Consider the following 6,103-nt stretch of genomic DNA (forward strand, 5'->3'; position numbering starts at 1 on the left):
CGAACAAGAGGCCGCCCACTACCTCGCGGCCGAACCTCCTGCGTCACTCCAGAAAGCCAGCTAACTCAGTCTCCACGAAACCCAGGGCTTGACACACTTCGCCCCGGCAGCCGTGTTTCCTCCCACCTTCAGCATGATCCAGCGAGGAACCCCGGGCGTTCACGCCCGGGAGGAGTCGCTTCTCTGGGTGGCTCTGACGTGCAGGTCACTTCGGACGTTTCTGCTGCCCGATTTACTCCTTGACGACAGACAATGGTGCTCCGCCACTGCTCGCCGCGAAGTACGAGGTCCTTGACCCTCCTTTGTCCGGGCCGGTCAGCGCGCCGTCTTTGCCGTAGTGCAGGACAGTGTTCGCCGAGTTCCAGTTCTCCACGACCTGGAGCCCGCCGTGGATCTCGCGGCTCAGGTCGTGGCTTGCCCGGCCGGTCTGTCGGATGGGAGTGGACCCCGCGGCTTCGCCGTGCGGGGCGGGCCGCCCTCTTCGGTCCTCAGCAAGTGGAAGCTCTCGACCACGGGCGGCGCAGCCTCGTTGTCTCTTCACCCGTCCTGTTCGCGGACCAGGAGAGAGATCGCGTCGTCGATGAGGGAGGTACCGTCCTCCGTGGAGATTCGGCGGGTGCTGACGAGGACCGCGATCCCTTGCATGACGGCGGCGAGGAGCAGTTGTAGTCGGTGCGGGTCCTGAGGTTTGAGTTCTCCGGCCTTGGTACTGCGGTCGATCAGGTTGCGGAAGGTCGCGAAGAGTCGTTCTGAGGCGACGCGCAGCCCCTCAGGGGCGTTGCCGTTCTTCGCGGTGAACATGAGGTCCAGCAGTGCGGTGTCAGTGACCGCGAAGTGCACGTATGCGGCTGCGGCAGCGCGGAATCGTTGCTTGTAGTCCACGGCGTCGGAACCGATCGCTGCTCCTATTTCGTCGGCGAGGCGGTTGAAGCCGCGCTCCGCGAGCGCGTCCAGCAGTGCCTGCCGGTCGATGAAGTGACTCCGGGGTGCGCCGTGGCTGACGCCGGCCTGCCGTGCCAGCTCGCGCAGCGACAGCGCGTCGATACCGTCCTCACGCAAGGTTCGCTCTGCCTGGTCCAGCAGGGCGGCTCGCAGGTTCCCGTGGTGGAAGGGCCTAGGTTTCACGCCTTCACCCTATATGAAACTAGGCGTTGACTATTTACTAGACAGTGCCTAGTGTCGCCGTCATGAACCCCAACCTGATCGGCAAGACGGTCATCGTGACGGGCGCGAACAGCGGGATCGGTCTCGCCACCGCCAAGGTGCTCGCCGGGTACGGCGCGCGCGTCGTGTTCGCAGTGCGCGACACGGCGAAGGGCAGGCGCGCCGCCGAAGCGACGGCCGGTGACACGGAGGTGCGGCAACTGGACCTGGCCGACCTGGCATCGATCCGCCGTTTCGCCACCGACTGGCAGGGCCCGATCCATCTACTGATCAATAACGCAGGCGTCTCAATCCCCGAGCTCGAGAGGACCGCCGATGGATTCGAGCGGGTGTTCGGTACCAACCATCTCGGTCCCTTCGCCTTGACGAACCTGCTCCTGCCCCACGTCACCGGACGAGTGGTGTCACTGGCGTCACAAGCGGAGCGAATGGGGCGGATCAACTTCGACGACCTCAACTGGGAGCACACCCCTTACAAACAGTCCCGCGCCTACGCCACATCAAAGCTGGCAAACGTGCTGTTCTCGTCCGAACTGCAACGTCGGCTGAAGGCCGCCGGGTCGAGCGTGCTGGCGGTCGCGGCGCACCCCGGCTTCGTCGCGACGAACATCTACGACCGGTCGACAGGGCTTGTCACCAGGCTGATGCTCCGCCTGCTGGCGCAGGACCCGGAACATGGCGCCTTGCCGGTACTGTATGCCGCCACCGGCGACCTCCCTGGCGACAGCTTCACCGGCCCAGAACACTGGATGCACATGCGCGGCGGAGCCGAACTGATCGGCCGGTCCGAGACCGCGCAGGACACGGAGCTTGCCCGGCGACTCTGGGATGCCTCGGAGACGCTCACAGGCGTGTCGTTCAGTCTTTGACAGTGCGCCGATGGTGCAAAAGAACCGAGCGCGGCTCTGTTGGAGGGGCAACTCGGTTGGAATCAGCGAGCCAGGCTTTGGGCGGCGGCCGGGGAGACCGGCTGGCGGAACCGAGAGGTGTCGAGTGAAACAGCTGAGCGCAAAGATCGACGGGCAGCAGATCTCCTACCTGGAGAGCCCTGCCGACCAAGGCAGCCAAGGCGACAGTCACACAGTCATCTTCGTTCACGGCAACTCGTCATCCGCCAGGACCTGGCTTCCGGTGATGAATGGTGATTTCGGCCGGCGGTTTCGCTGCCTTGCGCCGGACCTGCCCGGTCACGGGCAGTCCGCGCCGGCCAGGGACCGTGCCGACTACTCGCTGCCGGGATACGCGGCCGTGCTCACCGGTTTCGCGCAGGAGCTCGGTCTCCCCGACGCGGTCGTCGTCGGCTGGAGCATGGGCGGGCAGATCGCGATGGAGGCCGCGCCTATGCTGTCGGAAGCACGCGGCTTCGTCATCTTCGGCGCGCCGCCGGTCGCGTCACCTGCGCAGGTGGCGGAGGCATTTCTGCCGAACCCGGCGATAGGCGCGCTCTTCGCCGCGCACGTCAGCGAATCCGAGGCCATGCTGGCCGCTCAGAGCTTCATAGCGCCTGGCTCGCCGCTCGACACCGGCGAGTTCGTGTCCGACATCCTGGCCACCGACGGCGCGGCACGCACAGGGCTGCAGTCCAGCGCTTCGGCGGCCCGGTTCGCGGACGAGATCACGATCGTCACAGAGCTCCGCCGGCCGCTGGCAATCTTGCAAGGCGCCGACGAGCAGCTGGTCAGCCTCGACTACTTGCGCAAGCTGGACATTCCTGCGCTGTGGCGCGGCGAGGTTCAAGTGATCCAAGGCGTCGGCCATGCTCCGCACCAAGAGGCACCGCAGCAGTTCGCCACCCTGCTGACAGAGTTCATCGGCGACCTTGGTCACGAACAGTGACCCCACGGTGGATCCGAGCAAGATCCTGCGCCACCCCGCCGAGGCCCTCCCTGCTGTCGATCCTTGTCAGGGACGGCGCCGACCACCAAGACGCGGTCGAGCAGGGCCAGGACTGCCCCTGAGAATCGGAGTACGACCGCCAACCGTCCGTGATGTCAACGGACACGCCGACCTCCCTCCGGGCGGACATTTGATCTCCTACTAGGCGGACACGTGATCTCCCTGTCCGGTATGACCTTTTGTCCCTCGGGCGGGCTATGAGCGTGCGTCGATTGCTCAGGGGGTGAACCAGCTCAGAGGTTGTCAATTCCTTTGTGTATGTAGAGGTGTGGCTTCTTGCTGGTCGGGCCCGTGGGGTGGTTACTTGCTGTGATCTTGCAGGGTCAGAGGGGGAGACGGTCGGGGAAGGCGAGCATGAAGTGGTTCATGGCGCGCTTCCAGCCGAGGGTGCCGGTGCCGCGGACGCGGCCGCGAGGGATGGGGCCGTCGCCATCGATATGGCGACCCTCGATGCGGCGGATACCCAGGTAGAGGAGTTTGATCGCGGCGTCGTCGGAGGGGAAGTGCCCCCGGGTCTTGGTGATCTTGCGGAGCTGGTAGTTCAGGGACTCGATCGCATTCGTGGTGTAGATCACTCGGCGGATGTCGCGGTCGAAGGCGAGGAACGGGATGAACTCTTCCCAGGAACGCTCCCAACTGGCAATCAAACCAGGGTAGTTGCGCCCGTACTCGGTGCGCAGTTCATCCAGGGCGGACAGGGCCTCGGACTCGGTGGCGGCCGTGTAGATCGGCTTCAGCGCGGCGGCGACCTTCTTGCGGTCACCATAGGTGACGTATTTCATCGACGAGCGGATCAAGTGGGTGACACAGGTTTGGACCACGGCCTTCTCCCAGACCGTGTTGATCGCATCGGGTAGGCCGGTGAGTCCGTCGCAGCACACGATCAGGGCGTCGCGCAGGCCGCGGTTCTTCAGCTGGGTCAGCACGTTCAGCCAGAACTTCGAGCCCTCGGCGTCCTGGAGCCAGATCCCCAGCACGTTCTTGATCCCGTCGACGTCGACACCGATGACCAGGTGTGCGGACTTGTTGGCCACCATGCCGCTCTCGCGGACCTTCACGCTCAGCGCGTCGATGTAGAGAATCGGGTAGACCTCGTCAACTGGCCGGTTCTGCCAGGCAGTTATCTCATCCGCCACCACGTCCGTGATCTTCGAAACCAGGGCCGGGGACACCTCGCTGCCATAGACCTCCTTCAGGTGGGCGGTGATGTCCCGGGTGGTCATGCCTCGCGCGTACAGCGACAGGATCATGTCATCGACCTGGGCCAGGCGCCGCTTCCCCTTGGGGACTTCGAGGGCACCAGCGAACCCGAGATCACCGAGGCCACGGTGTGGAAGGAGTACGGCTTCAAGGGCAAGCCGGGCGGCATCCGGCGCCTGCCGCCGCAGGTGGCCCCTACCACCTGCGCCTGGACTGGCTGATGTGGTTCGCCGCCCTCTCCCCCGCGTACGCCGCACCGTGGCTGCCGGCCTTCCTCCTCGCGCTCCTCGACGGCAACCGGGCCGTGCTGCGCCTGCTGCGCAGCAACCCGTTCCCCGACGCACCGCCCACCTTTGTCCGAGCCCGCCTGTATGAGTACCGGTTCACCAGCTGGCGTCAGCTGCGCGCGACGGGCGCCTGGTGGGACCGCGTGCTCGTCGGCGACTACGTCCCACCCGTCACCAAAGCCCCCGAGGAGGTGCACACCGGGATCACTTGACCAGGCACGGTAGCGAAGTTTGTCCAGAATCTAAGTGAGATTCCCTGCCACAACCGCAGGCAGTCGGCATGGCGGCGGCACCCGCCCCCCGGCGGCCGTCCACCGGGACGGCTCTCGGGCGGCCACCCGTTCCGGCCCGGCGCCGGCGCCTGCCTCACGCAGGGGACATCGATGGAGGAGAGAACCATGACACGTGCAGTGGGAATCGACCTCGGCACGACCAACTCGGTGGTCTGCGTGCTGGAGGGCGGCGAGCCCACGGTCATCACCAACACGGAAGGAGCGCGCACCACGCCGTCGGTGGTCGCCTTCGCCAAGAACGGCGAGGTCCTGGTCGGCGAGGTCGCCAAGCGCCAGGCCGTCACCAACGTCGAGCGCACCGTGCGCTCCGTCAAACGCCACATGGGCGATGCGCAGTGGCGGTTCCCGGACGCGGGCAGCATCGACGGCAAGCGGTACACCGCGCAGGAGATCTCCGCGCGGGTGCTGCAGAAGCTGAAGCGGGACGCGGAGGGCTACCTCGGTGAGGACGTCACCGATGCGGTCATCACGGTTCCGGCGTACTTCAACGACTCGCAGCGCACCGCGACGAAGGAGGCCGGGGAGATCGCCGGGCTGAAGGTCCTGCGGATCATCAACGAGCCCACGTCCGCCGCGCTGGCCTACGGCCTGGACAAGGAGAGCGACCAGACGGTCCTGGTGTTCGACCTCGGGGGCGGCACCTTCGATGTGTCGCTGCTGGAGATCGGCGAGGGCGTGGTCGAGGTCAAGGCCACCAACGGCGACACGCACCTGGGCGGAGACGACTGGGACCAGCGGATCGTCGACCACCTGGTGAAACAGTTCAAGAACAACTACGGCGTCGATTTGGGCAAGGACAAGATGGCCGTGCAGCGGCTGCGCGAGGCCGCCGAGCGGGCGAAGATCGAGCTGTCGTCGTCCTCCGAGACCACGGTCAACCTGCCCTACATCACCGCCTCCGCCGAAGGGCCGCTGCACCTGGACGAAAAGCTCACGCGTGCCCAGTTCCAGCAGCTGACCGCGGATCTGCTGGAGCGGTGCAAGACGCCGTTCCACAACGCGATCAAGGACGCCGGGATCAAGGTGTCCGCCATCGACCACGTCATCCTGGTCGGCGGCTCGACGAGGATGCCGGCGGTGACCGAGCTGGTGCGGGAGCTGACCGGCAAGGACCCGCACAAGGGCGTCAACCCCGACGAGGTCGTCGCCGTGGGCGCGGCCCTGCAGGCACGACGGACCTGGCGCTGCGCTTCGACCCGATCTACGAGCCGATCTCCCGCCGCTTCCACGAGAACCCCGCCGAGTTCGCGGACGCCTTCGCCC

Annotated in this window: 4 protein-coding genes and 2 pseudogenes; 4 read left to right on the top strand and 2 right to left on the bottom strand. The window is 66.1% G+C overall.

All coding sequences use genetic code 11. From position 1 onward, the window contains the following. Positions 1-537 precede the first annotated feature (537 nt). The gene (locus ACZ3TS_RS42275) at positions 538-1,125 is read right to left on the bottom strand and encodes a TetR/AcrR family transcriptional regulator (RefSeq protein WP_467628371.1); all 588 of its coding nucleotides are present in this window, start codon (positions 1,123-1,125) and stop codon (positions 538-540) included. A 62-nt stretch (positions 1,126-1,187) separates the two neighbouring features. Here ACZ3TS_RS42275 and ACZ3TS_RS42280 point away from each other — a divergent pair, with 62 nt between their 5' ends. Further along, positions 1,188-2,033 (top strand): oxidoreductase, encoded by an 846-nt coding sequence (locus ACZ3TS_RS42280; protein WP_467628374.1) that lies wholly within the window; start codon positions 1,188-1,190, stop codon positions 2,031-2,033. 124 nt (positions 2,034-2,157) lie between these two features. After that, positions 2,158-3,000, top strand: a complete 843-nt coding sequence (locus ACZ3TS_RS42285) for an alpha/beta fold hydrolase (RefSeq protein ID WP_467628377.1) — start codon at positions 2,158-2,160, stop codon at positions 2,998-3,000. 383 nt (positions 3,001-3,383) lie between these two features. Here ACZ3TS_RS42285 and ACZ3TS_RS42290 read toward each other — a convergent pair. Beyond that, a pseudogene (locus ACZ3TS_RS42290) lies at positions 3,384-4,349 on the bottom strand (IS256 family transposase); the annotation flags it as partial. Between the two features lie 3 nt (positions 4,350-4,352). Here ACZ3TS_RS42290 and ACZ3TS_RS42295 point away from each other — a divergent pair. Both ACZ3TS_RS42295 and ACZ3TS_RS42300 read left to right on the top strand, forming a co-directional pair. Then, positions 4,353-4,759 (top strand): annotated as a pseudogene (locus ACZ3TS_RS42295) (lipase maturation factor family protein); the annotation flags it as partial. A 186-nt stretch (positions 4,760-4,945) separates the two neighbouring features. Further along, on the top strand, positions 4,946-6,103 hold a 1,158-nt coding region (locus ACZ3TS_RS42300; protein WP_467628380.1), incomplete at its 3' end, for an Hsp70 family protein.

The sequence above is a fragment of the Streptomyces sp. NPDC022910 genome (genome assembly GCF_055561075.1).